The sequence below is a fragment of the Kosakonia sp. N21 genome (assembly GCF_050587465.1).
GTDB lineage: Bacteria > Pseudomonadota > Gammaproteobacteria > Enterobacterales > Enterobacteriaceae.
Map to the genome: position 1 here is coordinate 704,061 of NZ_JBOBHR010000001.1, position 24,814 is coordinate 728,874.

General features: G+C 50.3%; 22 protein-coding genes and 2 tRNA genes. 9 read left to right on the plus strand and 15 right to left on the minus strand.

Features of this window, described 5'->3' with window-relative positions; genetic code table 11:
• Positions 1-402: 402 nt before the first annotated feature.
• The gene (locus ACQ3G7_RS03215) at positions 403-1,809 is read right to left on the minus strand and encodes a YncE family protein (protein ID WP_430888810.1); all 1,407 of its coding nucleotides are present in this window, start codon (positions 1,807-1,809) and stop codon (positions 403-405) included.
• Between the two features lie 386 nt (positions 1,810-2,195).
• On the opposite strand from ACQ3G7_RS03215, the gene ACQ3G7_RS03220 reads away from it, so the two are divergent.
• The 3 genes from ACQ3G7_RS03220 (at position 2,196) to ACQ3G7_RS03230 (ending at position 6,081) form a co-directional block, all read left to right on the plus strand.
• Positions 2,196-2,738, plus strand: a complete 543-nt coding sequence (locus tag ACQ3G7_RS03220) for a hypothetical protein (protein WP_430888811.1) — start codon at positions 2,196-2,198, stop codon at positions 2,736-2,738.
• A gap of 12 nt (positions 2,739-2,750) precedes the next feature.
• On the plus strand, positions 2,751-3,002 hold the full coding sequence (locus ACQ3G7_RS03225; RefSeq protein WP_430888812.1) for a hypothetical protein: 252 nt from the start codon (positions 2,751-2,753) through the stop codon (positions 3,000-3,002).
• A 928-nt stretch (positions 3,003-3,930) separates the two neighbouring features.
• The gene (locus ACQ3G7_RS03230) at positions 3,931-6,081 is read left to right on the plus strand and encodes a hypothetical protein (RefSeq protein WP_430888813.1); all 2,151 of its coding nucleotides are present in this window, start codon (positions 3,931-3,933) and stop codon (positions 6,079-6,081) included.
• 219 nt (positions 6,082-6,300) lie between these two features.
• On the opposite strand, the gene ACQ3G7_RS03235 is transcribed toward ACQ3G7_RS03230, so the two are convergent.
• The 3 genes from ACQ3G7_RS03235 to ACQ3G7_RS03245 all read right to left on the minus strand — a co-directional run bounded on the left by ACQ3G7_RS03235 (position 6,301) and on the right by ACQ3G7_RS03245 (position 9,243).
• Positions 6,301-7,263 carry a hypothetical protein gene (locus tag ACQ3G7_RS03235; protein WP_430888814.1) on the minus strand — a complete coding sequence of 321 codons (963 nt, stop codon included), beginning with the start codon at positions 7,261-7,263 and terminating at the stop codon, positions 6,301-6,303.
• 179 nt (positions 7,264-7,442) lie between these two features.
• Positions 7,443-8,261 (minus strand): HAD family hydrolase, encoded by an 819-nt coding sequence (locus ACQ3G7_RS03240; protein ID WP_430888815.1) that lies wholly within the window; start codon positions 8,259-8,261, stop codon positions 7,443-7,445.
• A gap of 412 nt (positions 8,262-8,673) precedes the next feature.
• Positions 8,674-9,243, minus strand: a complete 570-nt coding sequence (locus ACQ3G7_RS03245; RefSeq protein ID WP_263100315.1) for a hypothetical protein — start codon at positions 9,241-9,243, stop codon at positions 8,674-8,676.
• Positions 9,244-9,908: 665 nt separating this feature from the next.
• On the opposite strand from ACQ3G7_RS03245, the gene ACQ3G7_RS03250 reads away from it, so the two are divergent.
• Positions 9,909-10,412 (plus strand): hypothetical protein, encoded by a 504-nt coding sequence (locus ACQ3G7_RS03250; RefSeq protein WP_430888816.1) that lies wholly within the window; start codon positions 9,909-9,911, stop codon positions 10,410-10,412.
• A 244-nt stretch (positions 10,413-10,656) separates the two neighbouring features.
• Here the strand turns inward: ACQ3G7_RS03250 and ACQ3G7_RS03255 are convergent, their stop codons facing one another.
• Positions 10,657-10,986 (minus strand): gamma-glutamylcyclotransferase family protein, encoded by a 330-nt coding sequence (locus ACQ3G7_RS03255; protein ID WP_430888817.1) that lies wholly within the window; start codon positions 10,984-10,986, stop codon positions 10,657-10,659.
• Positions 10,987-11,133: 147 nt separating this feature from the next.
• Positions 11,134-11,209, minus strand: a tRNA-Asn gene (locus tag ACQ3G7_RS03260).
• Positions 11,210-11,215: 6 nt separating this feature from the next.
• Here ACQ3G7_RS03260 and ACQ3G7_RS03265 point away from each other — a divergent pair.
• The 3 genes from ACQ3G7_RS03265 to ACQ3G7_RS03275 all read left to right on the plus strand — a co-directional run bounded on the left by ACQ3G7_RS03265 (position 11,216) and on the right by ACQ3G7_RS03275 (position 13,017).
• Positions 11,216-11,374 carry a DUF5951 family protein gene (locus ACQ3G7_RS03265; protein WP_411554187.1) on the plus strand — a complete coding sequence of 53 codons (159 nt, stop codon included), beginning with the start codon at positions 11,216-11,218 and terminating at the stop codon, positions 11,372-11,374.
• An 11-nt stretch (positions 11,375-11,385) separates the two neighbouring features.
• A complete protein-coding gene (locus ACQ3G7_RS03270) occupies positions 11,386-12,861 on the plus strand; it encodes an EmmdR/YeeO family multidrug/toxin efflux MATE transporter (RefSeq protein ID WP_430888818.1) in 1,476 nt (491 codons plus the stop codon).
• Between the two features lie 80 nt (positions 12,862-12,941).
• A tRNA-Asn gene (locus ACQ3G7_RS03275) sits at positions 12,942-13,017 on the plus strand.
• Between the two features lie 61 nt (positions 13,018-13,078).
• Here ACQ3G7_RS03275 and ACQ3G7_RS03280 read toward each other — a convergent pair.
• The 6 genes from ACQ3G7_RS03280 to ACQ3G7_RS03305 all read right to left on the minus strand — a co-directional run bounded on the left by ACQ3G7_RS03280 (position 13,079) and on the right by ACQ3G7_RS03305 (position 18,786).
• Positions 13,079-14,422 (minus strand): purine-cytosine permease family protein, encoded by a 1,344-nt coding sequence (locus ACQ3G7_RS03280; protein ID WP_430888819.1) that lies wholly within the window; start codon positions 14,420-14,422, stop codon positions 13,079-13,081.
• Between the two features lie 63 nt (positions 14,423-14,485).
• A complete protein-coding gene (locus ACQ3G7_RS03285; RefSeq protein ID WP_430888820.1) occupies positions 14,486-15,466 on the minus strand; it encodes a 5-oxoprolinase subunit C family protein in 981 nt (326 codons plus the stop codon).
• Positions 15,447-16,337: a 5-oxoprolinase subunit B family protein gene (locus ACQ3G7_RS03290; protein ID WP_430888821.1), complete on the minus strand. Its 891-nt coding sequence runs from the start codon at positions 16,335-16,337 to the stop codon at positions 15,447-15,449. Before ACQ3G7_RS03290 ends, ACQ3G7_RS03285 begins: the two co-directional genes overlap by 20 nt.
• On the minus strand, positions 16,327-17,721 hold the full coding sequence (locus ACQ3G7_RS03295; RefSeq protein ID WP_430888822.1) for an acetyl-CoA carboxylase biotin carboxylase subunit: 1,395 nt from the start codon (positions 17,719-17,721) through the stop codon (positions 16,327-16,329). Before ACQ3G7_RS03295 ends, ACQ3G7_RS03290 begins: the two co-directional genes overlap by 11 nt.
• A gap of 16 nt (positions 17,722-17,737) precedes the next feature.
• Positions 17,738-17,989, minus strand: a complete 252-nt coding sequence (locus ACQ3G7_RS03300) for an acetyl-CoA carboxylase (RefSeq protein WP_430888823.1) — start codon at positions 17,987-17,989, stop codon at positions 17,738-17,740.
• Positions 17,990-18,015: 26 nt separating this feature from the next.
• A complete protein-coding gene (locus ACQ3G7_RS03305; protein ID WP_430888824.1) occupies positions 18,016-18,786 on the minus strand; it encodes a 5-oxoprolinase subunit PxpA in 771 nt (256 codons plus the stop codon).
• Positions 18,787-18,935: 149 nt separating this feature from the next.
• Between ACQ3G7_RS03305 and ACQ3G7_RS03310 the strand changes: the two genes are divergently transcribed.
• On the plus strand, positions 18,936-19,853 hold the full coding sequence (locus ACQ3G7_RS03310) for a LysR family transcriptional regulator (protein WP_430888825.1): 918 nt from the start codon (positions 18,936-18,938) through the stop codon (positions 19,851-19,853).
• A gap of 229 nt (positions 19,854-20,082) precedes the next feature.
• On the plus strand, positions 20,083-21,402 hold the full coding sequence (gene shiA, locus ACQ3G7_RS03315) for a shikimate transporter (protein WP_430888826.1): 1,320 nt from the start codon (positions 20,083-20,085) through the stop codon (positions 21,400-21,402).
• Positions 21,403-21,469: 67 nt separating this feature from the next.
• Here the strand turns inward: shiA and fadK are convergent, their stop codons facing one another.
• The 3 genes from fadK to ACQ3G7_RS03330 form a co-directional block, all read right to left on the minus strand.
• Positions 21,470-23,137, minus strand: coding sequence for a medium-chain fatty-acid--CoA ligase (fadK, locus tag ACQ3G7_RS03320; RefSeq protein ID WP_430888827.1), 1,668 nt, complete (start codon positions 23,135-23,137; stop codon positions 21,470-21,472).
• A 93-nt stretch (positions 23,138-23,230) separates the two neighbouring features.
• A complete protein-coding gene (locus tag ACQ3G7_RS03325) occupies positions 23,231-23,524 on the minus strand; it encodes a ferredoxin family protein (protein WP_430888828.1) in 294 nt (97 codons plus the stop codon).
• Positions 23,521-24,810 carry an FAD-dependent oxidoreductase gene (locus ACQ3G7_RS03330; RefSeq protein ID WP_430888829.1) on the minus strand — a complete coding sequence of 430 codons (1,290 nt, stop codon included), beginning with the start codon at positions 24,808-24,810 and terminating at the stop codon, positions 23,521-23,523. The genes ACQ3G7_RS03325 and ACQ3G7_RS03330 overlap by 4 nt, the downstream gene beginning before the upstream one ends.
• Positions 24,811-24,814 lie beyond the last annotated feature (4 nt).

Consider the following 24,814-nt stretch of genomic DNA (forward strand, 5'->3'; position numbering starts at 1 on the left):
TGACAGGGACATATTCGCACATCCGTACCTCAACGAACACGACAGACAGGCGACACGATCCTGACAAGGGGGCGACAGCACGGGAGAAGTACACATTATCCGAATAACGCCAGGAAGAATCAGAATGTTCGACAGGTTGGAGGGCATAAATCATGCAATGTCTGCTTCTCGCAGCCTCTTAGAGACTTGCGGTCCGGCAGCTTCGTGCGGCAGACATTGCAACGCGGAATATGTATTGCAAATTTGAGTTTATGGGTCGAGATGGACGTCAGCCTGCCTCGGGTAAGAGGATGTGAATACCGGTCAGTTATGCCGGGAACACACCCCCAATCCATAAGCGGCTGGGGGCTAGTAATAATGCCTGGCTGATCTGCCCGCGAATAACGTAGCAGATCAAACCCGTTATTTTTGGGGGGTGATTTTCGTCACTGAGCCTGTTTGAGCTTTATCCCCGGTCGTACCATACATAGACACCAGATAAACGGCGCCATCAGGCCCGGCAGTCAGGTGGTTTGGCGTATCATCCATTGGGATATTAGCGACCAGTTTACCGTCCTTGTCCAGAACAGCAACGGTTCCGCCTGCACGCGTGGCGGCGAAAACCTGCGACGTCACGGGATCCCAGACGACAGATACGCCCCCGGCACCAATGTAGGTATCCGCGAGAACCTTGCCGTCCGCATCAAGCACCACGACATTGTTCGTCTCCTGGGAAGCGACGTAAAGACGGCCGGTCTTCGGATCGCGAGCGATGTCGGTTGCGCCTTGCGCCTGAGGTATTTTCACCGTCGTACTCTTGCCCGTTTTGAGATCAATCCAACCCACCCAAGGGGTATCGCGGCTGACGCCATAGAGTTTTCCTCCGACCCTGTCTAGGGCAAGATCGGTACTGTTAAACAGCTCGCGCCCACGCTCTGCAACGAACTCCATCTGACCAATATGTTCCAGCGTTTTGGTGTCATAGACCTCGATAAAACCGGTCAACGCTGCGCTGACATAGGCCCGATTGTGGGTTTCATCAATAACCACATCGCGTGGATGGGGGACTGACCCTTCCGGAAAGACTTTCACAGCGGAAAGCGTTTTGGCGTCATAGACGGTCACCGTCTCGGCAAGGGTATTTGTCGTCCAGATGCGATGATGGACATTATCAACACCGACGCCGAAGACACCAATTTGCTCACCCTTTTTGTCTTTAGGCAGCGTAGCCTCCGCTTCGACAGCCAGGGTTCCGGCGTTTAGTCTAATCAGGCGGCTACCGTCCTTCGGGCCACGAGCAGACGTGACGAACAGCTTCCCGTCGGCCGAAATTGCCGACTGGTAAGCCCGCTCACCCACCGGAACTGTTTGCAGCCTGAAAGCCTCCGTGTTTTTCGGCGGCACAACCTGAGACAGTTTCAACATGACCTGCGAAACGCTCGCGGGATTTTGCGTAATAACCGTGAGTGGATGAAGGCCTATAGCCGCATCGGCCGGAACGGTCAGCGGAATGGTGAGGTTTCCCTTCTCGTCGGCGGTCAGTGGTTTAGGTGTCAGGACTTCCGCACCATTCAGTATGGTGACGGTCGTGCCCGCATGTAGGCTCTTAATCGTTATAACCGTTTTATCTCCGGGCTGAACAGGAACGTCCCGTGACCCGGCACGTATGCTGCCAGGAAAGGTAGTGGTGGCCGCTGCCCATTGGCTATCGGCGTATGCCGTTGTGGCGGTTGACATCGCAATAGTGGAGGCCAACAGCACTGAACGGACTGAAATTCTTCTCATCTTATCTCCATAAATTGTATTGATGCTGCATCTCAACGCAGCCACAGGTTATTCCCCACGCGATGAGTCTTACCTTCCGCCATGAGAAGCAGGTCTGGTTATTTGCACATTCAACATATCACATTAATGCAAATAATTATCATTACTGTTTTGAGTGGTATCTTAAATACGGGGGGGGGTTGATGTGCAGCAGGTGAACGAGCTGAAGATTTTCCGATAAGGGGGTGCTTTGGGCCAGGAACGGACGTTGGAGTGCCAGAGACTCCCTAAAAGTTGATGGTTCGTTTTGCAGGGATACTTACACCGCTGCTTGTGTCCATGAATGATTCTCTAGATGTGATAAATTGTATGAACGTCAAGCTCAGACGTAAATTATAATGGCTATCTTTTCATCGGTCTCAACTACAGCACTCTGTTAAAAAGGAATAAATATGGATCCGGATAAAATTCAAAACGATATTGATGCTTTATTGACTTTTATGAATGACGATATGGAACGAATTGGGGGAACTATAACGGATACGTATTGGAGTTTTGCTCAGGAGCAAGAGGATCGTAAAGCAATAGAAAAGTTGCATGGTTGGTCAGAAGAGAATTTATTTGGAATTATAAAAAGATGCCATTCACGCGGTTTGTTGAAAAACATGTCAACCAGATACGATCGTGTCGCACTAACAGAAGAAGGACAGAGCCGCGCACTGTCGGTTAAGCACGGTAAGAACCGCTCTTATGAACTTGCGAGGAGCAGTTATACCATTGGCGCTATCCATGTTGCCGGGTCAGCTCAGGTAGGCGATGGTAATACGCAAAATATTTACAATGTCTTTCAGGAAGTGATAGACAAAATTGACCGTGCTGAAGCGACATCAGAAGAAAAGGCAGAAGCTAAGTCGCTTCTAACAAAGTTCCTGGAGCATCCACTAACTTCTTCTGTGGTAGGCGGTGTTACTGGTTCTCTTACCGGACTTTTATAAAAGGTAAGCCACATGGAAGAACTGAAGAAACCCATCGGCCTGAGATGCACTTTCTGCCACTCCGAGCTATTTGCATTACCACACGAAAACTACGCCCCTCTTCACGGCTCGCTGATTGTGTGCGCAAACTGCGGACGCGAAAATGATGTGACTTCTCTCATCTTTGTTGTGAAGGCTAAAGCGATGGATATCGCAGAAGACTATGCAGACAAGCTCATGGATAAATTTCAAAAGGATTTAAAGAAAGCATTTAAAGGAAGTTAGCTCATAAGATTTAGATAAATTCTGTTAAAATGCTGCCAACTTTTTGTTAACCATGTATTTTAAAAGGTATTTATCTTTATACCCCAAATTTTCTTTCATTTAGCATGATGGTGAATAATTCTTGACACAAAGCCATCTACTCAGGATTTTTTGTGAACCATATTGATTGACATAGCCATGAGCTATAAAGTGGTTTTACATCGATAATTTGACTTAAAAACAGGCGTAGCCCCTTAGGGCTAGCTACGTTTTGCTCTAGGCTAAATGCTGGGTTTTTCTGACCTCAGCAATAACTTTACGGTGATTGTTTGCAATTCGCTCAAGTCGGACCGTCCGCTCAGTGCCATAAGCGGTAGTTATAGTATCTCGTGCTTTCAGGAACTGAAATGTCAAAAAACTTAGAAAAATAAAACATTGATGCGGTAAAAAGTAGTAATGCTATATGATGAAAGATGTTCTAAGATGTTTAATAATAAGATTTTATATACGGCCATTACTCAGTAACAGAGCAAGAATATTCCTATTTGAAATATGTCAAATCTTGATGTGTCAGCAAAGCCTCTGATTGATATAGTGTTGGAAGTCTACAAGATCCACCAACTGGAGGAATGTCACGCGGCGCAGTTTATCGACGGATGCGTTGCTCGCAGTTATAGCGATTTTGATGGGCCATCAAAATCGCTATGATTAATCTAGAAGTGAAGCTATGAATGTTGTCACCACAATATTTTGATTAACTTAACACAAATGGCGAGTCCTAATGAGTTACATACCCCCGGATCAGCCGATACGTGCAACAAACTGACATCTTGCACACAACTAACCTTAGAATAGTGCTATATTATCCCTGTATAGTAACAATATACTTTCAGACACAGAAGCTGAATATTTGAATGAGATTTAATTAACGCTATTGAAGAGGGTACACATGGATCACGATACTTTAGTTAACCATATTCGCGGATTGAGTAAAAATTTCTTTGATGTAGCTTGTAAAATAGTCCTTAAAGACTATTTTGAAATTAATGCTATAAATGTTGATGGTTCTAATGACGGTGGTGCTGACTTTATAAGTGTAACTGATGATGGGATTAGAAATGATTCTATATACCAACTTACCACACAAAAAGAAAAAATCCCTCAAAAACTCGGTCGTGATATTTTAAAGGCAATTGAAAAGCTTTCGGCTAAAAGATTTTACTTTTTTACCACAAACAACGTTAGTGAAATTGAGTGCAGAAAATTTGAAAAAAAATATAATGAAGAGTTAGACATTCAAGTTTCTTTTTTTAGCGCCAGGCACATTGCAGAGTTTTTACTCGATGGTAATCTTCTTAATAAATTCTTGGATCAAACGAATTATCCACTACCAAGATCATTTCAAAGCAATCCAGACTACAAAGAAATGGCGCTTCATAGTTACACTGTGATGTCAAATGAAGCCAAAGGCATGCGGGATGGGGTATATGATGATACAATACTTTTTATTTTATCTGACTCTGAAAGCCTACATGAAGATGAATTGGTTGAGAAGGTTATCACATTCCTTAATATAGAATCAGATAAAGCCCCATATTTAAGAAAACGTATCGGTGCTTTATTTTCAAAATCCCTTTTACAGCGTACTGAAGGAGGATTAATCGCACTCTCTCAAGGGTCTAGCCAAGACATTAAAGCTAGAAAAAGAATTTACGAACAAGAGTTAAGCGATCTAGCTGCGGTCCAAATAGATATTATGCGTGAAGACTTCCAAGTTAACTGGACGTTAAAAGAGTCAAAAGAAATAAGTATTTACATTGCTGATTCATATATTTCAAACCAGCTTGATCTTTTGTCTGATGTTAAGGCCAAGATTAGCATAGAGTCCTTCTTCAATCACAGAAACAGGGACAAAAACAGCATTAGAGATTATATTAAAAACAAATCCGGCCTGACAAATAAAAAAGCTAATGAAGCTGCCCTAGCTATACTTGAAAGCGCATCGAATCATCCTCTAATAATTAAATTAGCCAGAGCATCTATTTATGTAGCCTTGGAAGGTAAAAATACAATATCCTCTGCAAAAGCTCTCGGAGCAAGCAGATGGAGTGATTTTAAAATCTTAGTCGAACCTACAGTAGCTATCCATTGGATATGCTCTTGCCTATACAATGGAGATGTCGATGGCTTTTATAATATAAGTAAAAAAGCCATAAAACGCGCATTAAAACTGGATGCAATGCCTTTTATACCATTTTATTACATTAACGAATGCGCCTCTCATTTATTAAATGCTCGAAAATACTCCTTCCTTCAAGGTTATGAAAACCCCGAAGAACTACAATACTCAAAAAATGCTTTTATTGCCAATTACTACGCACTTAAAATACAAGGAATTAAGGTTCCTGATAATATTCTTGATTATTTGAAAACCTTTAGCTCCGCTGTTCTTATCGAGCGTAATAGCTGGAAGGAATGGGTTAGAGTAGTGATGACTGACATCCAATCTATTTTAAATAAATCAGGCGTTCAATTCGTAGATACCCCATACTATCAGAATGGAGATTGCGCCCAATTTGAGCGAGAGTATAATAACTACCTTGAGTCACGCAACCAGACCAAATCACCTTATCTTATGGACCACGATTTATGGGCTTTGCAATTCACTCATAATGAAATAACTGATTTGAATGCTCACTGGATAATTTTGACTTTTGACAATACTATGATAAACGTTAGCAAAGAAGCGTTACATGCCGGATGGGTGGTATCTCCTTATAAATTTCTCGACATTACAGCATCATCCCAATCATTATCAGACACACAATATTTTTCACTTGTGCATTCTTTAGCTGTATCAAGTACAAAAACATTATCAATCGGAGCAAGAATTATCGATAGAGTTATAAGTTATGCCTCGGAACAATTCCAGAACTGGGAGTTTAAGCGCGACTTTGAAACATTTAAAAGCAATCTGATTTCTGAATTAGATGATAATGACGTGAGCTATGAAGATGAAGATAGCGAGTTAAACAAAAAGGTTGATGAGTTCTTAAGAACTAGAGGGATCGTTATTCAAAATGAAGAAGACAGTGAATAGTATTCCGCATAAGTAGCAAATGTTGGTAATAACCTTATATAGTTAAAACACCTTCAAATGAAGGTGTTTTTTACAGTGTTAACCCACTAACCAGCTACGTCTGCTTCTCGCTCACAGCAGACCTTTAGCAGCACATAGATGTTTGCTATGTGCCATATACAGACGTTCAATCTCTAAACAATTAATTGCATAGCTAGTTATATTTAAATTGCCATGTTGTTATTTTATGCTTTGATTCTTTTTGCATATTGCACAAACACCAATTTTAGGGAATTCTTTTGTAGCTTGAACAGTGTATCTTCCTATGAAAAAATCATCATCATTTTTTGCATGAACGCGCTGAGATCTATCAAGTTTTTCTGAACATGAAACACATTCATAACTTCTTTTTTTGTTAGGGTTTTTGATGAAGTTAAAGTGTTCCCTTGTTAGTTCAGGACTTAATAAATTTATAACTGTGTTAAACTCAACATGTACATTGAACATTTCCACATATTCTGCTGCAGGCTTGTATTCCCAGCCCTTTAAATACTCTTTAGAGAGATCAATTCCATTTGATGAGTGTGTTACCATATAATTATATCTGTATACAAACCAATCAGGGTCTTTTGGGTTAAGATTTTTGTGCATATAACAAATTAAATCAATTATACTCTCAAAAGTTACACCGCCATTATAATTTACTGAGTGCATAAATGAATTCCTCAATGCTCTCATCATATTAAATTTTGTTGCAAACCCATCATCAAGTTTAACATTTGTGAATGTATCAATAACTTTTAGAAGATCTTTAGCATCAAGTGTATAAAAGTCACCAAAGTTTATTCTACCATTTACTTTTTTTGGTGGCGATGTAACGGAATTAGATATAAGAAGATACGGTGAAATGTCACAAATTATACCTTTCAATCTAAACTCAACGGATTGCTGAACTAAAGAAAATGCTGATATTAATTTCGGGCTTGCATAAGCCCAATAGGAATTTAAATCAATAAGCTCAAGATTATGTTTTTTTCTTAAGGAGTTTTCCATTAAGAATTTATTATATGGGAAGCCTAATTCACAAACGCTTTCCCATGCCTCATTAACCATATGTGAAGCTGTAGAATAAAAATCATCTTTTGTTGGCATCCCAGTAATCATATTTATCCTTATTGGAGTAGAGTTTTTTTTCAAAACCATAGAAATATATTCTTATTTTTTTAAAATAGAAATGACTTTTTCTTATTCCTTGAATTTTTGTGGTTTTGTGGTTTTTGTACACTTTGATCAATACGATTAATGTCTGCTCCTCGCTCACAGCGGACTTCGCGCCGCTTCAGGCGGTCCGCTGCGTGCCAGAAGCGGGCATAATTGCCTGGCTATCCCTTTCTCTTAAATAATTGTAACAGTCCTTTTACTGTAACATCTAATTGACTTCCCTCATCATACAAAGCAGGGACAACATAATTCGCCCTCTCTTCAGCTATTAACTTCTCAACTTTTTCTTGTGTGGTCTTATTATTCCATTTCTTATTATCAAATACAGCCAAAGAAACACCACCTTGATATCGAACCATTTTCATTGCTGGAATGTCTGTGTCTCCATCTCCAAAGTATATCATTTTTTGGAAAGGGATCTCGCGATCTTCAAGCTCTATGAATTTATTGATGGCTGCATTATCCCATGAGTTAGGAATGCCTTTATTTATTCTAAATAAAAATTGAGTCTTTGTAGTGTAATTGATTGCTTGTGCTGGCCATGTAACGGTTTTACCGTCAGGAGAATAATGATATTTACATGCATAGATATCACGGAATTTACAGCCTATGGATGTCCCTCTAATCATCGCATCTAAGCCACTGGAAATTATGTAATGATACAATTCCAAACCGTGTTGTTGAGCATAATCATTTATTCGCTCAAACCAGCCGTCAACACCAGGGAATAACGGGATTGATTTTCCATGTTTTTTCAAGTTGGCTTCAGTTAACTCTTGGGAACCAAGCTCACTTGCTTTCTCAGCAAGAAGCCCAAGATAAGACAATATTTCATCGCCATCATCATTCTTTGCCCGTTGTTTAACGGACTGCCAAAAAGAAGCAACATCATCAATTCCTAAAGCGGGCATAAGTCCGTGTTGGGCACAATCACCTTCTGCTAGAGTTCCATCAAAATCATAAATTAACGCACATTTCATTGGAAATACCTACTTAACGTAACGCAAAACCGTGAAACATAGTGTGCAGTTGGAGGCAATGCAGTGATGTCAAAGATCAAAACCACATTGATACTGCTTCAGCGAATATATGGAAAAAATATTAATACAGATTTAAGAATGGTCAATAGATATATGAGCAATATGTCAAAACTCTGCTCTACCAACTGGCTATTTCCTTTTGATTAATACAACCAGATGCTAGTGATGACCTAACCAATTGGAAAAATAACAGTGAACTTCCGCCCCTCACCCGCAGCGGACATTATGAATCCCTGATGGTCCAGGTCAAAAGAGAGATGCGGGTGTTTTGATAAAACCACTATGACGTCACCGGTTTTATCATCAACGCCTTTGTTCGCCTCTTGGTAAGTTTCTGAGCCCGTTGTTTCCCTTATACACAGGGGCCAGTGGCGCATCCGTACATCATGAACAGCGGAAACAAGGGCACTAAAGGGATCAGGGCGATGGTTCCAAGCGTGCTCAGGGTTTCGGTCTTGTCATTGATTGATACCACTACAGGGCGTTCCAACTGGTAAGGTGCTGCCAGTTCCGGAGCGTGCGAGGAGGACCAGAATCCCGCGGCCTTAAACAGAACGCCGAGGCGATCGTTATCGATCTGAGCCGCCTTATACTCATTGACCAGCACTGTAAGCTGCCCGGCATCCAGCTTGCGCTTATCAATCACCACCAGGTATTCTGCCGTCACTTCATGTTCTTTTACTATAAAGTTAACCCGCACCCCGGAGGCCTGTTGATGAAAGCGTTCATAAAATGTCTTATAACGTTGATACTCCTGCGGCATGCCCTCACGGAAAAAACGGTAACTGTATTTAGCTGAGCTGGCGATAATGCCTGACTCAATAGGTTTAACCGCCACAATGGTATCGGTAGGCGGCAAATTTGGTGCACTTGTACACGCTACTAGCATGATCGCTGCCAGCAGCGATAAATATTTCTTCATTTCAACCATTCCTGTTCGCTATTTCCTCTGTGACATCCGGACATTTTCGTTAATACGTGACTTACAAATGTCCCACAGCACGGCGAGTGATCGTACGTACAGCATTCTGGAACAAAAGCGGTATGTTGGTCAAAAGCAATGACTTCTGATACCTCTATCCGGCGAACCGTGCCAGACCTGAGCGGGAAGAAAGCCTGTGACATTCGGCCTGCTTCAGCATGTCTTTGAAATACCAAAGGACATTTTCCTGATACTTCCGGAGCAGACATCGTTACTCCTGTTTGTGATTGAAATCGCAAAAGATTGCTGTGCTTGCAGTGTTGTGCATAAAGCAATGTGATTTTTGTTGCATTAGAGCAGAAAACTTCACCACAAAGCGAAGGGGGTCAGGCATATATCCTGAATCTGATATAAACCTGATTTTATAAAAGACATGTCAGAGGAGATATTGGGCTGAAATTTATTCCCACGGAAGACTACACACACCATCTACCACGAAAGCATCGGTATATGATTATCTGCTTGCCAGGATTCCTGTGCGACTCTGCAATATGACTCGTGCTGAAAATACGTGTACCGAAATCGCGCTTTGCAAATTCGTCTGCTTTTAAATATCGTGAATATATTCATTTGTTATCCTTAATCTGTTGAGATATGAGGGGCGTATGAAAACGAAAAATCTATTTACATTATTAGCGGTTGTTATAGCACTTAGCAGTTGTAGTTCATCGCAAACAGGAGAAAAAACAAGTAGTGCAAAGATAAACGCACAAAATACGCAAACAACCAGTGAGGTGAAATCCGTACCACCTACTGACATGCAAGTGAAGTCGACCTTTAATAGCATAACCACCTGGAATAAAGGACAACAATTTTTAAATGTCATTGGGTCAACCGATGATCCCAAAATTGATAATAAGTCCTGGATAGCGATATACAGAGAAAAATGTGGTTTCGATCCTGGCAAAAATAGTGCTACGGGTGCCGTCTGCCCTCAAAATGCGCTTGGCGGACATGTGGTGAAGAATGGACAATCGCAATATCCGGCCAAAAACTCGCTGGTTTATATTGTTCCGATTTGCACCAGTGAAAACAACCAGCCTAATTTGCAAATGACAATTGCTGCAAACGGGACGTGCGCAGTGGTGCTGAATTATTGGATGAAATAAAGAAGATGGTTATCCGCAAGGATATCTCAGGCCCGCAAGAGTAATTAATGCCTGTCCTGCGACGAGGCCTTGGTAAAGGCCTCGTGATCAAAACTACCCGATGTACCATTGATTAAAATTGAGGGCTGCACTTTCAGGCGGCGACAACTCCGCGGTGGCCATTGCGACCGGAGAAATCAGCAAAAGTGAAATAATCAAACTTTTCATATCAATCATGCCTGTAAATCACATAAGTCGGATATCGCTACACGGCTGGCTGTAACTGATAAATCCATGCGGTGACGTGTCGGTTATCCACTGTGGTTACGCTCACTTCGACCCGATCATAGCCATCTTCAAATTCATCCAGCATTGACCAGTGTGCCTCCAGGTTGTCGGATAAAAACAGATAACCCTGCACCTGCGCGCCATCGTTATTCAGCACAATTCCCGGGAAATCCGCCGCAGCGCCCCAGCCACGTTCGTAAAACGTACCCGTCACATAACCTGGCAACCACTCGCCACCGATATTTTCCAGAATGTGAGCATTAGAATGACCCGGGCGAAGCGTACCGTAGACAAATAAAGCGTCCATTTTTCCTCATATACAAAGCATGACCACCCAACGGGCAGGGGACTTTCACCATACGGTTTCGTGGCGGGGTTCGCAACGGCCAGCGGATACGGAAAAGTGATGACGCAGAAAAGCAAAAAGCCTGCTCGAAAGCAGGCTTCTTAAATGTGGCTCCTCTGACTGGACTCGAACCAGTGACATACGGATTAACAGTCCGCCGTTCTACCGACTGAACTACAGAGGAATCGTTGTGGAGGCTTATCTTAGCGGCGAAAAAACATTTGTCAAACCTCATTTTAGCTCAGCGCGTTCGTCTGCTGCTTCCCTCGACAGTTTGCCGCAATTAGCAACGATTTCTCAGGAAATGCTTTGCAGGATCAGGGTTTCTCCCCCATTATTTGAAATGTAGTTTCACCCTTCGTGCTAAGGAAAATTTTGAACGTCGTCACCACCCTGCGCCAGGCTGTCATGCGCACCCCCTGGTACAAAAAACGTAAGAGTTACCGTGTCCTGCTCTGGCGAGAAATCACCCCCCTTGCCGTACCTATCTTTCTGGAAAACACCTGCGTTCTGATGATGGGCGTGCTCAGCACCTTCCTCGTGAGCTGGCTGGGTAAAGAAGCGATGGCGGGTGTTGGCCTGGCAGACAGCTTCAACATGGTGGTGATGTCCTTTTTTGCTGCTATCGATCTCGGCACCACGGTGGTAGTGGCCTTTAGCCTTGGCAAACTCGACGCGGAACGGGCGAGGGCGGCCACGCGGCAATCGCTGGTGATCATGACCTTATTTGCCATTGTACTGGCGGCGGTAATCCACGCTTTCGGCACGCAAATTGTCGATTTTATTGCCGGGGCGGCCACGCCGGAGGTGAAAGCGCTGGCGCTGACCTACCTGGAGCTTACCGTCATTAGCTACCCGGCGGCGGCCATTGCGCTTATTGGCAGCGGTGCGCTGCGTGGCGCGGGCAATACCAAAATCCCGCTGTTGATTAATGGCGGTATGAACATTCTCAATATCCTGATCAGCAGCGTGTTGATTTACGGTCTGTTCGGCTGGAAAGGCATGGGCTTCGCCGGGGCGGGGCTGGGGCTGACTGTCTCCCGCTACATTGGCGCGGTAGCGATTATCTGGGTGCTGATGATTGGGTTTAATCCGGCGCTGCGCATCTCGTTGAAGAGTTATTTCGAGAAACTGAACTTCGCCATTATCTGGGAAGTGATGGGCATCGGTATTCCCGCCAGCATCGAGTCGGTACTGTTTAACGGCGGCAAATTGCTGACGCAAATGTTCGTCGCCGGGATGGGCACCAACGTCATTGCCGGTAACTTTATCGCCTTCTCGGTGGCGGCGCTGATCAACCTGCCGGGCAACGCCCTCGGTTCTGCCTCGACCATTATCACTGGCAAGCGGCTGGGCAAAGGGCAGATCGCGCAGGCGGAACGGCAATTGCGGCATGTGTTCTGGCTTTCAACGCTTGTTCTGACGGCGATTGCCTGGGGGACCGCGCCGTTTGCAGGGGTGTTCGCCGCGTTTTACACCCGGGAAGAGGATGTAAAAGAGGTGGTTAAAGTGCTTCTGTGGCTTAACGCTGCGTTTATGCCAATCTGGGCGGCCTCCTGGGTGCTGCCCGCCGGGCTGAAAGGCGCACGCGACGCCCGTTTCGCTATGTGGGTGTCGATGCTTGGCATGTGGGGTTGCCGCGTGGTGGCGGGTTACGTGCTGGGGATCATGCTCGGCATGGGCGTCATCGGTGTCTGGCTGGGGATGTTCCTCGACTGGGCGGTGCGCGGCGTGTTGTTTTACTGGCGTATGGTCAGCGGACGCTGGCTGTGGAAGTACCCGAAGCCGCAGAAAACGCCAGCGCAACGCCCTCTTTCTGCACAGAGTGGAGAATAATTCGGCAAACGCGCTGAAATGTGAATTCAGGCTTTGACAAGGGCAGGGGGCGCCGCTAATATTCGCCCCGTTCACACGATTCCTCTGTAGTTCAGTCGGTAGAACGGCGGACTGTTAATCCGTATGTCACTGGTTCGAGTCCAGTCAGAGGAGCCAAATTTAGAAAAGCCCGCTTTTTAGCGGGCTTTTTGCTTTCTGCTGTACCGCCATGTATCGATCAGCGGCGAACACTTGCCGGGCGTCGGGGTTTGGGCAGTTTATTGACACTCACCCGCGCCCACTGGCTAAAGAGCGTGTACAAACCGCAGGCGGAGACAAACGTGGCCACTGCCGAAAACGCGGCGAATGAGGCGGGTCCCTGCATCAATACAATCCCCAGCGCCACGCTGATAAACCATGCGCCCACCCCCACCGGGTTAATGGCAACTTGCTCGTGATCGGACGGCACGTTTTGGGCAATCCCGGCCAACGCCACGCCCACCCAGGCCACCACGAAAACGCCCTGATAGGCCAGCGCCTGCAACAACCAGGCGAACACATCCGCCAGCATCAGGATATACACCACCACGCCCACCACGCACGCCCAGACCAGTTTGGGCAACTTCAGGTTAAACAAACTGTGGAAAAAGACCTGCATATTGACGGTGGCGAGATAATAGTTGGCGGTATTAATCCGCGTCTGCGTCACCCACACAAACCCCAACCCGGCAATCCCCAGCAGATTTAAAATCGCCACCACTACCGCGGTTTCACTGAGTGCTCCGGCATCATGAAGGCTACTGGCGAGGTAAATCCCCGCCACGCCATTGAGGAAAAACGTGACCAGATAAAACGGCATGCCGAAGTTAAAACGCGCGTGGTACTTACTGTCTTCTTCTCGGCCAAACCGGGCGTAATCGAAGGTGTACATCATTAATACCCAGACGCCCATGTAATAGGTGAAGCAGTTCCACCAGCCCCACGGAGAAGGATTGGCCGGGCCATACTGAAGCCAGTTTGCCTGGTAGCCGTAGTGCATCACCGAAACGACGATCGTCGCCAGTAACCCCAGCAGATAGAACGGCAGCAGTACGCCGTTAAATTTATCCAGCCAGTGCTGAACGCTGCCGAAAATCAGTGGCACGCTGTAAAGCACCACCAGTGCCGCCGCCGCCCAGTAGACCACGCCCGGAAAGAGGTGGTTGATGGCAAAGGCGATAACGGAGCCTTCAAACACGGCGTAATAAATGGCGGTGGAGAAGAAGATCAGCGTCGCCAGCGATGCGCCCATCCGCCCGAACAGGCGGCGTGAGAACTGGGCGACAGACAAGCCGCTACGAATGGCGAAGCGGCTGATAACACCGTTAATCAAACCGTAAGAAACCACGGATAATGCCATCCCAATAATGGCGTTAACCGCGCCGTAGGTCAGCGCCAGAGACGCGCCAACCACAATGTAAAACACGGCGCTGCACACCGCCCACCAGGCCATCGTGAGGGAGAGTTTTCCCATGCGCGCCGGTTCCGGCAGCGCTGACCGATCAACATTATCCGCAGCGCGGGATTGTGGAGCTGAAGCCATAGCAACCTCCTGAAACACGCAATAACCAAAGAGTGACGCCACGGGGCGATGCCCCAGGCAGGGTTAACGCAACACGTTCGCTAACTGCGCCAGTCGCTGCTGAGACTGACGGCGGGCAACCAGCGCCTCATCCAGCGTGACGGGCATAAAACGAACGTGTTGATTCGGCTGTAACTGACCAAGAATGGCAAGATCGGGGCTGATGACCGTCCCCAACGTCATATAACCGCCGCCCGACACCGCATCGCGCAGCAGAACAATCGGTTCCAGTCCTCCCGGCACCTGAACGGAGCCAATCGGGTAACAGGCATCGACAATATTGGACGGATCGGAGCCCGCGCCAAACGGCGGCGTCCGTGGCGTGAACGCCAGTGGCTGTCCGCCCTTCAGGCGGTAGCCTGTCCGGTCGGCTTCGGTGCTCACATGCCAGCTGTCAGCAAAGAAGGTGTCTACCGCCGCTGGGGTCAGGCGATGAATATAGAGACCCGGCACCAGTCGCAGGGTGACGGATTTTTCCAGCACCGGCAGTAACGCGTCGGGAACGGTGTTCCCTTCCCGGTGGGAACGCACGTCGTTGACCGGGTGAACATTGAGCACGTCGCCCGCCGCCAGCCGACGCCCCTGAAAACCTCCCAGCGCACCCAGCGTATAGGTTGAGCGGCTACCCAGTACGCGCGGCACATCAATCCCGCCTGAAATTGCCAGATATGCGCGGCATCCCTGGCGTGCAGGCGCAAAGCGCAGATGTTGCCCGGCACGGATATACAGCGCGGTGTGCGCAGCGGCAGGCTGATTGTCGATAATCGGCGTCATCGATGCGCCGCACACGGCCACCAGCGCGTCGGCGGAAAAATGGAGCTCCGGCCCCAGCAGCGTCATCTCCAGTACGGCATCATCCACCGCATTTCCCACCAGCAGATTCGCCATCTGCATCGAGTAAGGATCCAGCGCACCGGAGGGCGGTATCCCGAGGTGGTAATACCCTTCACGCCCGGTATCCTGCACCGTGGTGGCAAGGCCGGGCTTAATCACATTGATGGTCATACAGCCCCCTTTTCAACTGCTGCGGATAGCCCTGTGGATCGGCAAGAAAGTCGGCAAGCACAAACGTCACATCGCGAATGCGCGGAGAAAAGACACCGTTTTTCACCTGCTCGCGGATGTCGTCATAGGTCTGGCGGTCGATCGCGCGAAACTGAACAATGTCTCCCGCTTTGAAAAACACCATTTCGCTTTGCAGATACGGCAGACGCTGCGCCGGGTCGTAAATGGGCATCGGCGTGATGCCAAACAACTGGTACCCCCCCGCGCCACGCACGGAGTAGATACAGCCGAAACAGCCGCCATGGCCGAGAGACAAACCCGGCGTATCGGTACGCGGGCGCAGGTATTTCGGCACCTGTAACTGTTTTTCCCGCCCGACCATCTGGTACATAAACGGTAACCCGGCAACAAACCCCACCATCGACACGAACCATGGCGTCCCGCTGTGGGCGGCAATAAACGCGTCTTTATCCGTATAACCGTTGATGTGTGCGGCATAATCGAGGTCGCTTCCTTCCGGCGCCTGGTGACGATCGCGAAAACGCATTAACGTCTCGTGTGTCCACGGGTCGTTGTACAGCACCGGGACTTCAATGATGCGCGTCGCCAGCGTACTGTCGCCATCACGGTCTGCCTCCAGCGCCTGTAGTCTGGCGAGCAGGGTGTGCGGCGGGAGTTCGTCCGGGTTGAAACGTACTTGGAAAGAGGCGTTAGCAAGGCAGATATCCAGCACGCCGGGAAGCTGACACGCCTCCAGCGCCCGTGTCAGCGTCAGGCCGCGGAAAAAGGCGCTTAACGACATGGACTCTTCAATTTCGGCAAAGAGGTGTTCATCCCCGCCAAACGAGTAGCGAATCGGGTTACTGACCATAGCGACGGATCTCCTGTATCTGAGCCGATGAGTCGCGCTCCGCCAGCCACTGCTCAAGGGTGGTTGTCGTGAATTCACCCGCCTGCAATTTCGGATGTTGCAGCAGCCACTGGTGAAGCGGCGCGGTGGTTTTGATGCCACGGAGTTCGAGGCTATCGAGCGCCTGGCGTGCGCGAGCCAGTGCCTGGGGACGATCCGCGCCCCAGGCGATCACTTTGGCCAGTAAGGAGTCATACCAGGGGGGAACGCGGTAGCCACTGAAAACATGGCTGTCGATGCGGATCCCTTCACCTCCCGGCCACACCACGCCGTCTATTAGCCCCGGGCAGGGAAAGAAATTCTTCTCGGGATCTTCAGCGTTAATGCGCATTTCGCAGGCACTACCGCTCAGGCGTACATCCGACTGCGCCAGCGTCAGCGGCTCACCGTTGGCAATACGCAACATCCATTGCACCAGATCGACGCCTGTCACCATTTCGGTCACCGGATGCTCCACCTGGATACGGGTATTCATCTCAATGAACCAGAACTCGCCGCGCGTTTCATCAAACAGATACTCCAGCGTGCCCGCACCGCGGTAGCGTAAGTGCCGCGCCAGTTGTACCGCGCTGTCGCAGAGCGTGGCCCGCTGGACCGGACTCAGGGCGGGCGAGGGCGCTTCCTCAAAGATTTTCTGCCGACGGCGCTGCAACGAACACTCGCGATCAAACAGGTGGATCACCTGCTCACCATCACCCAGGATCTGCACTTCAATATGCCGCGCGCGGGCGATAAACCGTTCGAGGTAGACGGCACTGGAGCCAAAGGCGGCTTTTGATTCACTCTGGGCGACAGGGAATTCACGCGCCAGCGCCTCATCATCCTCCACCACGCGGATCCCGCGACCGCCGCCGCCAGCGGCCGCTTTAATCAGACAGGGATAACCGATTTCCCCGGCGCGAATTTGCGCCGCCTGCACCGTTTCCAGCACCCGTGAACCCGGCACAACAGGTACGCCTGCATCTGCTGCAGTACGGCGCGCGGCGGCTTTATCGCCCATCACCCGGATGGTTTGCGCATCCGGTCCGACGAAAATATACCCGGCCTGTTCCACCCGTTCGGCAAACTGGGCGTTTTCCGACAAGAAACCATAACCAGGATGAATAGCATTCGCGCCGCTTTGCGCAGCGGCTTCCAGTAGCGCGTTGATATTGAGATAACTGCGCGCGGCTGGTGCCGGGCCAATGATGCACACCTCATCGGCCAGATTGGCAGCGAGGCTTTCACTGTCAGCCTCGCTGCAAGCCGCTACCGTCGGGATCCCCAGTGTTTGCGCAGCACGAATAATGCGCACCGCTATTTCCCCACGGTTAGCAACCAGTAGTTTTTTTATTTTCCCCGCCATATCTCCTCCGCTGCGCTTATTCGTTATCGGTTTTTATTATGGCCAGGACCTGTCCGGGTTCGACAGCATCACCATTTTGTATGGTGATAGCGGTGATTGTTCCACTGGTCTCGGCGAATATTTCGCTGAACTGTTTCATGACTTCAATTAAACCAATTACCGTATCCGCTGCGACTTTATCTCCGGCCTCAACAAAGGGCGGCGCTTCCGGTGATGGCTGCCGATAAAAAACACCCGGCAACGGTGAAATAACTTCAATATCAGACATTCTATTTTTCTCCAGATAAGCGGGGTTTATTTTTCAGAGCCTGGTGAACAGACGATAATGCCATTATTCACCAGCGCCATTTTTACCGAGCTGATAATTTCCAGCGCGCCAGGTGTATCACTGTGGATACAAATTGAATCGAAATGCACAGGGATTATATTGCCTGTCACGGTTTTCACTTTCCCCTCAAGGCAGGCCATTAACACTTTCTCCGTGATCGCCTGCACGCTGAGGCGACCCGTGCTACGGGTGAAGACGATAAACCCTTGATCGTCATACTCCCGGTCGGCATAAAACTCGGTAATCACCGGGTGTTCCAGCCGCTGCGCTGCCCGCCAGACCGCCGAGTTCGCCATACAGTAGAGATAAAGACCGGCGTCGAGTTGATGCAGGGTAGAGACAAAATGTAGTGCTGCCGCGTCATCCCGCGCCAGGTGCATATATAATGCGCCGTGGGGTTTTATATGCTGCAATGGCAACGCATATAAGCGCGCGAATTCCCGTAACGCCCCCAACTGGTAAATAATATCGTTAACCAGTTCTTCTGTTGGGATGGATAAATGGCGGCGACCAAAACCCTGTAAATCATGAAAGCCGGGATGAGCACCAATCGCTACATTATTTTTTCTCGCTGCCTCAACGGTTCTGTGCATAATATTGGGGTCACCAGCGTGAAACCCGGTGGCAATATTGGCGGAACTTATTATCGTCATTAGCGCATTGTCAACGCCGTCGCCGATTACCCATGATCCAAAACTTTCTCCTATATCGGAGTTGATATCTACGGTTCGCATCATAATAATTACTTATTTCCGGTGGGGAGCATTAATTCACTATATGAATATTTATTTGTATCCGGAAAGTAGTATTTTTAGATAGGCTGATATCAGAAAAACAGAACGCTTATTTGCGAACATTTACGATGAAATGATCAGAGGGCAAATCGATGCTGACGCTACGCCAAATCCGTTATTTTGTCGCCACGGCTGAAATGGGGCAGATCTCGCTGGCCGCCGTCCATCTCAATATTTCGCAGTCGGCGGTCACCGGCGCTATTCAGGAGCTGGAGCAACTCTTAGGTAAGAAACTGTTTACCCGCTCGGTGCATGGCATGATGTTGACAGACTACGGAAATCACTTTCTCAATCATGCCTATACCGTTTTGCAAACGGTGGATAACGCCGTGCGCAGTATGCCGGTCAGCGATACCGGCGTGCGCGGCACGCTGCGTCTGGCGGCAAGTTACACGGTGATTGGCTATTTTTTGCCGTTTCACCTTCAGCGGCTGATGCAGGACTATCCGCACATTGATATCCAGTTGTTTGAGTATGAGCGTCAGGATATCGAGCAGGGTCTGATAGACCAGACACTGGATATGGCACTGGTGTTGACCGGGAATTTGCGCCATCAGTCGATTTATGCCGAAACCCTGTTTAACTCAACGCGCCGGTTGTGGCTGCCATCGCGCCACCCGTTATGTGAAAAATCGCAGGTGACGCTGGAAGATGTGGCCGACGAGCCCTTTATTATGCTCACCGTGGATGAAGCTGCAGATAGCGCCATGCGCTACTGGGAAGAGGCCGGGGCGAGTCCGGACGTCATCCTGCGCACCAGTTCCGTTGAGGCGGTGCGCAGTATGGTCGCCAATGGTTCGGGCGTCACCATCTTATCAGACCTGGTCTACCGGCCGTGGTCGCTGGAGGGAAGGCGCATTGAGACCCGTTCGCTGGTCAATAATGTACATCCGATGAGCGTCGGTCTGGCGTGGCGCTATGATGCCCGTTTTACCCCGGCGATGGCGGCGCTGCGCGAATATTTCCGCAGTGCGTTCGTCACGCAGCAGATCACTATGGTGCGGCGTTAACACCTCTCTGCGCCTGTTCTTAGGCTTCACCGGATAATCGTCTGTGCATCCGCTTTCCCTGAGTTAAATTCCCCTTTCGTGCACGCGACCCCGTAAAAGGGTTTTCTCCTGCGGGTTGTCGCTGTAGTCTCAGGTGCGGCTTTTATTTTGCTGCGCACGATGTGAGTAATCTTTTCCCGCAACACATAACTATAAAAATTCGGATACTTTAGGAACGGACAGGACAACTATGGACTCCACGCTCATTACAACCCGCCCCAACGAGGAGACACCTTCACTTCACCGCGCCCGCCGTGCTGCCTGGGGCAGCTTTGCCGGAGCGGTAGTCGACTGGTACGATTTTCTGCTCTATGGCATTACCGCGGCGCTGGTGTTTAACCGCGAGTTTTTCCCACAGATCGATCCGGCGATGGGCACGCTTGCCGCCTTCGCCACCTTTGGCGTCGGTTTCTTGTTCCGCCCGCTGGGCGGCATTATCTTCGGCCATTTTGGCGACCGTCTGGGACGCAAACGGATGTTGATGATGACCGTCTGGATGATGGGCATCGCTACCGCCTGTATTGGTATTTTGCCGTCGTTCACCACCATCGGCTGGTGGGCGCCCACGCTGCTGGTGATTCTGCGCGCCCTTCAGGGCTTTGCCGTTGGGGGTGAATGGGGCGGTGCGGCGCTGCTGGCGGTGGAAAGTGCGCCCAAAGGCAAAAAAGCCTTCTACAGTAGCGGTGTGCAGGTGGGGTATGGCGTTGGCCTGCTGCTTTCCACCGGGCTGGTGTCGTTAATCAGCAGCCTGACCACCGACGAGCAGTTCCTGAGCTGGGGCTGGCGTCTGCCGTTCCTGTTCAGCATTGTGCTGGTGCTGGGGGCGCTGTGGGTGCGCAACGGCATGGAAGAGTCCGCCGAGTTTGAGCATACGCAGGCACAGCAATCAACGGGTGAGAAAAAACGTCTGCCGGTGTTCGAAGCGCTGGTGCGTCACCCGGCTGCCTTTTTAAAAATTATCGCTCTGCGCCTGTGCGAACTGCTGACGATGTATATCGTCACGGCGTTTGCGCTTAACTACTCGACGCAGAACCTCGGGTTGCCGCGCGAGCTGTTCCTCAATATTGGTCTGCTGGTTGGCGGCATCAGCTGCCTGACTATTCCGCTGTTCGCATGGATGGCGGACCGCTACGGGCGGCAACGCGTCTATATTACCGGTGCGTTGCTGGGCGCGTTGAGCGCGTTTCCGTTCTTTATGGCGCTGGAAGCGCGATCGATCCTCGGCGTGGTGATTTTCTCGTTGATGCTGGCCAATATCGCCCACGATATGGTGGTTTGCGTGCAACAGCCGATGTTCACGGAAATGTTCGGCGCGGGTTATCGCTACAGCGGCGCGGGCGTGGGGTATCAGGTTGCCAGCGTGGTGGGCGGCGGGTTTACGCCGTTTATTGCCGCCGCGTTGTTGACCTTCTCCGGCGGCGAGTGGCATTCGGTGGCGATTTATCTGATGGCGGGGTGTCTGCTTTCTGCCCTGACGGCGATGTTAATGAAAACACAGCAGCCCCAATAATGCCGGGTGGTTTGCCGATCTGACGGGGGTTGCACCAGCAGATCGGCCGATCCAACAGCAGGGGCGATCACGAATGCGAGTAGCGCCGCGCCGGGCTGTTGCATTCGTTCTCGTTGCTCAGTCTCTGGATAATGTCCTGGCGCAGCAGGAATTTTTTGATCTTGCCGGAGGATGTTCTGGGCAGCTTATCCACGATGACGATGCGTTCCGGGTATTTATACTTCGCCATCCGCTTACGGCTGAAAAACGCCACCACATCCTCCAGCGGCAGCGGTTGCCCCCGTGTTTTCAGCACCACATAAGCGCATGAGCGCTCACCCAGTCGCTCATCCGGCATGGCGACCACGCAGGCATCCTCAATGGCAGGATGCTGCAACAGCACGTCTTCCACTTCACGGCTGCTGATGTTCTCGCCGCCGCGCACGATGATGTCTTTTTTACGCCCGGTAATGTTGATATACCCCGCGTCGTCCATGCGGCAGAGATCGCCGCTGTAATACCAGCCTTCCTTATCCAGCGCACGGGCGGTCAGCTCCTGCTCACCGAGATACCCCATAAACACATTCGGCCCGCGGGATGCTTCTTCTCCTTCCATGCCGCGCGGCAGCGTTTTACGCGACTCATCCACCACTTTGATTTCCACCCCGGCGGCGGCATAGCCATCGGTGTTCATCATTCGCGAGGGGGCATCGTCAAGATTGACCAGCGCATGGGGCGAGCTTTCCGTCGAACCATAAATACTTAACAGCTTTATCCCTAACTGCTGGCAACCCTGCGCCACTTTTTTCGGGATGGTGGTACCGCCGCAGAGAAAGAAACGCAGCGACGAGAGATCGGCTGGCTGCTTCTCTACCGCGCACAGAATGTCATAAACGAACGGTGTCGCGCCGAGCATGCAGGTGCAACGCTGTTGCTCCAGCATCGTAATGCAGGCAGCCGGGGTAAAAATGTCCAGCAACACGCTGCGTGCGCCAATCAGAAACGGCGCGGTCACGCCGTGCAGAAACCCCGTGGCGTGCCCCAGCGGCGCTGGCATCATAAACACATCCTGCCAGGTCAGGTTCAGCCGCGCGCAGTACGCCCGCTCGCTGGCCAGAATATTGTTGTGGGTCAGCATCACGCCTTTCGGCATTCCCTCGGTGCCGGAGGTAAACAGCACGGCGGCAAGTTCATCGCCGTGTACCTGGCGCGGCGCGGTGAGCGGGGCGTTATCTTGCAGTAGCTGGTGGAAGCTGAGCGAGGTTGTCGCCGGAGCCAGTTTATCCACGCCGACAATGCGCTGTAAGCCGGGTAACTGGTTTTGCAGCGGCAGGATCAGATCCACCGGGCGGGTCTGTTTAAACAGCGTGGGGGCAAAGAAAATTTTTGCCTGGCATTTGTTTAACACCCACACCAGCTCCGCTTCCCGCCATGCAGGCAGCAGCGGCACGGAAACCGCGCCGGTTTTCAGGCAGGCCAGATAAATCACGGTAAATTCACACCAGCCCGGAAGCTGAAACGCAACGCGATCGCCAGGCTGAATGCCGTTGTTCAGCAACCATGTTGCCAGGCAACTTGCGGCGTGATCAAGGGCCGCGTAAGTGTAAGACGCGCCGTGGTTATCCACCACCGCGACTTTGTCTGGCATGGCGCGCAGGGTCTGGTGCCAGTAATCTCCCAGCGATGCATCCCCCCAAAAACCTTGCCGTCGGTACGCTTCCCGACGTTCAGCATTAAACGTTATCGTGACGCTCATGAACTCTTCTCAGTCAATAAACCGTTAAACGTGCGAACAGGAAGGACATCGTGAGCGGATGTCCTTTCGCGAATTTCAGGCGGTATTGCGGGATCAGCCGTAGCGGAAGTCGACGCCGAACGTGCCTGCCGGGTAGGTCCATTTGTCGAGGATGGTCTCCCCGCACAGCACGCGGCAGGTGCCGCATTCAAGGCAACCGGCGCAGTCGAAATGGATATTGCCGTCGGCATCCTGCTTGTAGAGATTGGCCGGGCAGGCGTTAAGCAATTTGCGAAACTCAGCAATATTGGGGTTATCCGCCAGAATAATGTGCGGATGGCCCTCATCGACATGGAATTTATTGACGCCCAGTTTGACGTCAACGTTAACGCTGTTTTCCTGACTCATAGTGCGGTCGCCCCTTTGATGCCATCTTTCAGTAAATTCATCAGCCCGATTTTCTTCATATGGGACATCATCATTTTGCGCACCGGCTGGTTCTGGCGGCCATCAACGGTAAACATATCGTTCATGATGCCTGCCACCATTTGCGGATACTGGGTAAACAGACGCGGGTTTTCCATCAGCGCCGGGAGCTTACGGAAGTGCTGCATATCACGCATCAAAAAACTCTGCTCCAGCGCGCGTTTATAGTCCGACAGCGCGTGCGCAGAGAAATCCTGCTGACGTTTTGCTGCGATTGCGGTGTTGGCCGCCGCCTCGGCTGACGCGATGGCTAAGTCCATGCCGCGCACGGTAAAGCCCAGATTAAGGCAGAAACCGGCGGCGTCGCCGACGATCATCACGCCGTCGCTCACCAGTTGCGGTACCATCGCCAGACCGCCTTCCGGCACCATATGCGCGGAGTACTCCAGCAATTTACCGCCCTGAATCAGCGGGCGAATGGACGGATGCTGTTTAAAATCTTCCAGCATCTGCGGCACGCTTTTCCCGGCCTGACCGATATCGCCGAGCCCGCACACCAGACCAATAGAGACCGAATCGCGGTTGGTATACAGGAACCCGCCGCCCATCAGGCCGTTCGAGGGCGAACCGGCAAACAGCCACGCTGCGCCCTCATTCCCCTCGAGGTTAAACCGATCGTTAATTTGCGCGGCGGGCAAGCCAATCAACTCCTTCACGCCCACGGCATAGTGGTGCGGCGAAGGGGCGGGCACCATGCCCAGCGAGCGACCCAACAGGGAATTCACGCCGTCCGCAAGGATCACCACATTGGCCTCAAGAATGTCATCGCCCGCCTGCACGCCAGTGACCCGGTTGCCCTCGCGGATCAACGCGTCGACCCGCACGCCCGGAATAAACTGCGCGCCTGCCTGTTCCGCCTGCTCCATCAGCCACGGATCGAGCCGGTTACGCAGCACGGTGTATGAGGCCTGCGCGGGGAGGGCGGGTTTTTCCCGTTGAAAGTCGAGGGTGACGGCGTTTTCTTCGGTCAAAAAGGAGATCTTCTCGTGGGTCACTGTGCGCTCAATCGGCGCGTTCTGCGCGAAGCCTGGCATGATGCGCTCAATACTGTGCGCGTAAAGCCTGCCTCCGGTCATATTCTTACTGCCTGCGCTGTTGCCGCGTTCGATGACCAGCACATCCAGCCCGGCTTTAGCCATCACATAGGCGGCCACCGTTCCCGCCACGCCCGCGCCAACCACGATGGCGTCAAATCTTTCATCCGACATGCGT

Coding starts and splice junctions, on each gene's coding strand:
- ACQ3G7_RS03255 (WP_430888817.1), bottom strand. CDS start 10,986: ATGGACGCTTTATTTGTCTACGGTACGCTTCGCCCGGGTCATTCTAAT.
- ACQ3G7_RS03220 (WP_430888811.1), top strand. CDS start 2,196: ATGGATCCGGATAAAATTCAAAACGATATTGATGCTTTATTGACTTTT.
- shiA (WP_430888826.1), top strand. CDS start 20,083: ATGGACTCCACGCTCATTACAACCCGCCCCAACGAGGAGACACCTTCA.
- ACQ3G7_RS03225 (WP_430888812.1), top strand. CDS start 2,751: ATGGAAGAACTGAAGAAACCCATCGGCCTGAGATGCACTTTCTGCCAC.
- ACQ3G7_RS03330 (WP_430888829.1), bottom strand. CDS start 24,810: ATGTCGGATGAAAGATTTGACGCCATCGTGGTTGGCGCGGGCGTGGCG.
- ACQ3G7_RS03300 (WP_430888823.1), bottom strand. CDS start 17,989: ATGTCTGATATTGAAGTTATTTCACCGTTGCCGGGTGTTTTTTATCGG.
- ACQ3G7_RS03290 (WP_430888821.1), bottom strand. CDS start 16,337: ATGGTCAGTAACCCGATTCGCTACTCGTTTGGCGGGGATGAACACCTC.
- ACQ3G7_RS03310 (WP_430888825.1), top strand. CDS start 18,936: ATGCTGACGCTACGCCAAATCCGTTATTTTGTCGCCACGGCTGAAATG.
- ACQ3G7_RS03325 (WP_430888828.1), bottom strand. CDS start 23,524: ATGAGTCAGGAAAACAGCGTTAACGTTGACGTCAAACTGGGCGTCAAT.
- fadK (WP_430888827.1), bottom strand. CDS start 23,137: ATGAGCGTCACGATAACGTTTAATGCTGAACGTCGGGAAGCGTACCGA.
- ACQ3G7_RS03245 (WP_263100315.1), bottom strand. CDS start 9,243: ATGAAGAAATATTTATCGCTGCTGGCAGCGATCATGCTAGTAGCGTGT.
- ACQ3G7_RS03280 (WP_430888819.1), bottom strand. CDS start 14,422: ATGGCTTCAGCTCCACAATCCCGCGCTGCGGATAATGTTGATCGGTCA.
- ACQ3G7_RS03305 (WP_430888824.1), bottom strand. CDS start 18,786: ATGATGCGAACCGTAGATATCAACTCCGATATAGGAGAAAGTTTTGGA.
- ACQ3G7_RS03250 (WP_430888816.1), top strand. CDS start 9,909: ATGAAAACGAAAAATCTATTTACATTATTAGCGGTTGTTATAGCACTT.
- ACQ3G7_RS03240 (WP_430888815.1), bottom strand. CDS start 8,261: ATGAAATGTGCGTTAATTTATGATTTTGATGGAACTCTAGCAGAAGGT.
- ACQ3G7_RS03235 (WP_430888814.1), bottom strand. CDS start 7,263: ATGGTTTTGAAAAAAAACTCTACTCCAATAAGGATAAATATGATTACT.
- ACQ3G7_RS03285 (WP_430888820.1), bottom strand. CDS start 15,466: ATGACCATCAATGTGATTAAGCCCGGCCTTGCCACCACGGTGCAGGAT.
- ACQ3G7_RS03295 (WP_430888822.1), bottom strand. CDS start 17,721: ATGGCGGGGAAAATAAAAAAACTACTGGTTGCTAACCGTGGGGAAATA.
- ACQ3G7_RS03230 (WP_430888813.1), top strand. CDS start 3,931: ATGGATCACGATACTTTAGTTAACCATATTCGCGGATTGAGTAAAAAT.